The organism is Paenibacillus plantarum (assembly GCF_013141695.1).
In the GTDB taxonomy this organism is placed as follows: domain Bacteria; phylum Bacillota; class Bacilli; order Paenibacillales; family NBRC-103111; genus Paenibacillus_E; species Paenibacillus_E plantarum.
In genome coordinates this window covers 1-1,255 of the sequence record NZ_WHNY01000049.1, presented here as the reverse complement: position 1 = coordinate 1,255, position 1,255 = coordinate 1, and the positions used below count along the sequence as shown (strand labels likewise).

Sequence of the window (1,255 nt, the reverse complement as noted above, 5' to 3'; positions counted from 1 at the left end):
GTTAAGAGAATTAAGCAACACTCTTGTAATAGTTTTCTTCAAATCGAACGGGTGAAAGGTAACCCAAAGAACCATGGATCCTTTTACGATTGTAAAAAAGCTCAATGTATTCGAACATATCTTGTTGTGCTTGGGCTTTTGTCAAAAATCTTGTACAATAAACAAACTCTTTCTTTAATACACTATGAAAAGATTCGATACATGCATTGTCATAACAGTTGCCTTTTCGACTCATGCTAGCTTTCATCTTGTATTTTTTAAGTCTTTCGCGGTAATCGGTTGATGCGTACTGCGAGCCACGATCTGAGTGATGTATCAGGCCTTTAGGAGGTTTTTGAGCCTCGTAGGCTTGATCTAAGGCGGCGAGAACTAAGTCGGTCGTCATACGGTCTCCGAGTTTCCAACCTACAATTTTGCGTGTGTACAAATCTAAAACACTTGCTAGATACATGCGGCCCTGTCGGCACGGGATATACGTAATATCTGTTACCCAAACTTTGTTGGGCGCTGTTGTTTGGAAGTTCTGATTCAGCACGTTTGATGCAATCGGAAAATCATGGTTTGAATCGGTTGTATTCACTCGAAACTTCTTGGAAACACAGGAACGAAGCCCGTTTGCTTTCATCAACTTTCCTACTAATCGCTCAGAAACCGTCCAGCCTTCACGCTTTAAAGTCTCTGTGATTTTAGGACTTCCATATCTACCAAAGTGGTCATGAAAGATGAATGTAATACGAGCTAAGAGAGCTGCTCTGCGCTTCTGATAGCTGTTCACAACAGCTTTACCAATTACCCATTTGTAATAACCGCTCTTCGATACCTCGAGTGTCTGACACATCTTCTCTACTGAAAATTCAGAGCGATGATCTTCAATAAATTGGAACCTTAGTTCCTTGGTCTGCTGAAGATGTGTACGGCCTTTTTTACAATCGCTAGTTCTTCTTCCGCCTCTGATATCCGGCGATCCTTCTCTGCGAGTTCACGTTCTTTCTCTTTCAAGAGCTGCTCCAATTGACGGACCTTCTCAGGACTGGCAAGGGATTCACTTTCAAATTGGCGATACTTCGCCACCCATTGATGAAGCGTTCCCGCAGGAATGTTAAGTTCTTCAGCAATTTCCGTTACCGATTTCGTTTGTTCTTGAATAAATTTTACCGTTTGTTGTTTAAATTCATCATTGTACCTTTGCCGCTGTTCACCCACTGTGAACACCTCCTCGTTACATCTATTATCTTAAATCTGTTAACGAGGTGTC

2 protein-coding genes are annotated in these 1,255 nt (G+C 41.8%); both read right to left on the bottom strand.

Features of this window, described 5'->3' with window-relative positions:
- Window positions 1-10: 10 nt before the first annotated feature.
- On the bottom strand, window positions 11-874 hold the full coding sequence (locus tag GC096_RS16225; RefSeq protein ID WP_312886285.1) for an IS3 family transposase: 864 nt from the start codon (window positions 872-874) through the stop codon (window positions 11-13).
- A gap of 11 nt (window positions 875-885) precedes the next feature.
- On the bottom strand, window positions 886-1,203 hold the full coding sequence (locus GC096_RS38470; RefSeq protein WP_312886284.1) for a transposase: 318 nt from the start codon (window positions 1,201-1,203) through the stop codon (window positions 886-888).
- Window positions 1,204-1,255 lie beyond the last annotated feature (52 nt).